Below are 2,872 nucleotides of genomic sequence, written 5' to 3'. Positions count from 1 at the left end.
AGTGATACGGGACATTAACGCATTAACAGACGATTTGATTGAGCCTGAAGAGGCTTAATCAACGGCAAGTTGGACAGCGATCAAAGTAACCTTTATGCAGATTGTATGGGCCATTGCGACCTGTATTAATTTTTTGCATTTCCGTATCGGTGATATGCGCCCTCGCCTATTGGTTAAATAAGTTTCCATAAGCTGTTCAATTTTTTTAATGGTTCGAACCCACTGCTCCCAGACACTGAGCGTTTTTCGAACCAATTCATCGAAAATTTACGAAGAATTGGAAATTTAGATAAGAGTTTTACAATGATGTAAATTGTCTCGCGCAAATGAAAAGACACCTTTTCCAACAGAGAATAAGTATACGCAAGTACGGAAGGATGCTACTAACGAGGCGATAAATACGTTATACCTCGACAGGTACTGGTGCGCCGACCGTACGCTGTAGTAATTGGCGATAATTTGGCAGGCTTATTTTCCCGATACAGAAAATACTTCACCTATTATTATCAGCAAGTTATACTTTTTTCAGTTACAAAACAGTAACAAAAATTTGTAGTTTTAAAGTGTGAAAAATTTGTAGTTTTCCGCCTTTTTTGTCAAAAAAAACATTCCGGATATATCTTTTTTTTGATGCGACATGGTTGTTCAAATTTTTTTACCAGTTCGAGCCTATTAGGGTGCACCAAAGTGGTGTGTTTATGTTCTAATTGATCAGGTAAGCTAATATTGTATAACGTATAGAAAAAATCCTATATGAAATGATTTTAAGTAGTATGCATATTTGAAAAAGCTAATGATCTGAATGATCAGCTAAGTGTATTTAGTAACGCTATTACTGCTTAGTGTAAAAATGTTAACACACCATTTATACTATTATTATGAACAAAAAACTTCAAATTGCAATTGTACTTATAATTTCGGTTGGTGCTTTTAACAAAGCCAGCGCGCAATATCCCCGTGTCCCCCCTGCAATGCAGGCAAAATCAGACTCTATAGCGGCTATAGAAAAACAAAGGTCGGATGTTGCTTTTGAAAAAGCGATGCCAGCCATAAAGCAGGACGAAAAAAACGGCAAGCCCTTTGTACCATGGGCAGCTAAACCATCTGATCTGCCGCAGGCAAAGATCCCTGTATTTCCGGGCGCCGAAGGTGGCGGAGCATACGTTTTTGGCGGTCGTGGCGGTAAGGTAATTGAGGTAACGAGCCTGGCTGATTCGGGTCCGGGAACTTTACGGGAAGCATGCGAACAGGGAGGAGCCCGTATCATTGTATTTAATGTGGCAGGTATTATTCAATTAAAACAACCCATCAGTATCAGGGCGCCATATATTACCATTGAGGGACAAAGCGCGCCCGGTGACGGGATTTGCATAGCAGGCGAATCAGTATGGATTGATACCCATGATGTAGTAATAAGATTTGTTCGCTTTCGCAGGGGAGCAACAGATGTTGCCGGCAGGGATGATGCTTTAGGCGGCAACCCTGTTGGCAATATCATGATAGACCATGTATCAGGAAGCTGGGGGCTGGATGAAGTAATATCAATATACAGGCATGTGTATGACCGTAAAGGAAAAACCGGTGAAAAACTACCCACTGTTAATGTTACTATTCAAAACACCATATTTGCCGAAGCGCTTGATACTTATAACCATGCTTTTGGAAGTACAATTGGTGGCCTGAACAGTACATTTATGCGTAATTTATGGGCCAATAATATCAGTAGAAACCCTTCTGTTGGTATGTACGGCGATTTTGGATTTGCCAATAATGTAATATTTAACTGGTGGAACCGCAGTGCCGACGGTGGGGATAATAATTCGCTGTTTAATTTTATCAATAACTATTATAAGCCGGGCCCTATTACACCGATTGATAAACCTATAGGTCACCGCATACTAAAACCGGAATCAGGCAGGGATAAAAGATATTCCAATACTTTTGGTCGTATATATGCCAACGGTAATATAATTGATGGTAATGAAAGAGTAACCAAAAACAACTGGGATGGCGGTATTCAAATAGGCGACATGCCTGATGCAGGAAGATATTCAGACAGCATACGTGCTGATAAACCTTTTCCAATGGCTAAAATCTCTCTTATTACAGCTAAAGAGGCTTATGACTTTGTGATGGCTAATGTAGGGTGCTCATTACCAAAAAGAGATGCGGTTGATGTACGCATTGTTGAGGAGGTAAGAACCGGTAAAATTACTTATAAAGAGAATACGGACAACCACACAGGAAGCCAATGGGTTAAACATCGTTTACCCGATGACTCCTACAAAAATGGCATCATTACAGATGTTTCACAGGTTGGCGGCTATCCGGAATATAAAGGCACCCCTTACAAAGATACTGATCATGATGGCATGCCTGATGATTATGAGCTTAAACATGGTCTAAATCCGCATAATGCCGGTGATGCATCCTTATACCCCAAAAATGGCGGCGGTTATACAAATATTGAAATTTATTTAAACAGCCTTGTTCCACTGAAAACTGTAACGCCCTTGAATTAATCAATAAAAACATCAGTATTGTAATGGGCGCTTTATCCATTTTTATGGTTCATATAAAGTGTATATTAGTTGGTATATATCATTAAACTAATATCACTTTATATGAGACCAAATCTTCTGCTTTTATGCATGTTAGCAGGCATTACCTTTTTTAAGGTTAATGCACAGCAGGGCGCACTAAAAGCATATAACCTGGTATGGAACAGCCAAAGTAAAAATTCAGGCGAATCGATGCCTTGCGGTGGCGGCGATATCGGGTTAAATTTTTGGGTAGAAAATGGTGATCTATATTTTTATATTGCTAAAAGCGGCACATTTGATGAAAATAATACCTTCCTTAAATTAGGGCG

At 39.6% G+C, this 2,872-nt stretch carries 2 protein-coding genes; both read left to right on the top strand.

The window, feature by feature from the left end; all coding sequences use genetic code 11:
• The first annotated feature begins 878 nt into the window (after positions 1–878).
• A complete protein-coding gene (locus JWQ54_RS14725) occupies positions 879–2,522 on the top strand; it encodes a polysaccharide lyase (protein ID WP_299586019.1) in 1,644 nt (547 codons plus the stop codon).
• A gap of 102 nt (positions 2,523–2,624) precedes the next feature.
• Positions 2,625–2,872 (top strand): DUF5703 domain-containing protein (locus tag JWQ54_RS14720; protein ID WP_299586017.1); only part of this gene is annotated, 248 nt, incomplete at its 3' end.

Origin of the sequence: Mucilaginibacter sp. (assembly GCF_028288225.1) — a bacterium.
In the GTDB taxonomy this organism is placed as follows: Bacteria; Bacteroidota; Bacteroidia; order Sphingobacteriales; family Sphingobacteriaceae; genus Mucilaginibacter.
This window is presented reverse-complemented; position numbering and strand designations above follow the sequence as displayed.